Origin of the sequence: Xanthomonas sp. LF07-6 (assembly GCF_034105445.1) — a bacterium.
GTDB lineage: Bacteria > Pseudomonadota > Gammaproteobacteria > Xanthomonadales > Xanthomonadaceae > Xanthomonas_A > Xanthomonas_A sontii.
Map to the genome: position 1 here is coordinate 1 of NZ_JAXGGI010000042.1, position 618 is coordinate 618.

Annotated in this window: 1 protein-coding gene; it reads right to left on the minus strand. The window is 64.1% G+C overall.

The window, feature by feature from the left end:
- Window positions 1–618, minus strand: a 618-nt coding sequence (locus SLW56_RS20795) for a transposase (RefSeq protein ID WP_320695409.1), incomplete at both ends; no start/stop codon positions are given.

A 618-nucleotide genomic window follows, 5' to 3' on the forward strand; every position in this document is an offset into this window, starting at 1 on the left:
TCGGCAATCCCCTGGATGCTCACCAGCAGCTCGCGCTGCCCACGCAAGGTCGGATCCTGGTCGATATGGTCATCGATGGCCTGCTCGATCTGGGCGATGTGGTGTTGCAGATCGGCCAGATGGACCTGGATCGAGTCCTTCACCTGGGCCGGAGCGACGTCCAGCCGGTTGCGCTCCATCTGCAGCATCTGTTGCAGATCCTGGCGCCGGCGCACCAGCGCTTTGAGCTGCTTGAGCGCCGGCGGATCAGGGTGCCAACGGCGTAACTGCTCGCGGTGACGCAGGGCATAACTGGCGATCAGCTTGGCATCGCTGCGATCGGTCTTGACCCGGCTGAGTTGGCTGCGTGCGTACGCGGCCGTCTGCGCGGGGTTGAGCACGCACACCCGATAGCCGCGTGCGTGGAGGAACTCGGCCAGCGCCTGGTGGTAGGTGCCGGTGGCCTCCATGGCGATCCAGCTATCGGGCTGGGCATGCGTCTGCAGCCATGCCTGCAGGGCCTGGAAGCCCTTGGCATCGTTGGACAACTTGGCCTTGGTACGGTGCTTGCCATTGGTCAGCTCGATGGCCACATCGAAACTGCGTTTGGCGACGTCGATGCCGATGACGGGAGACATA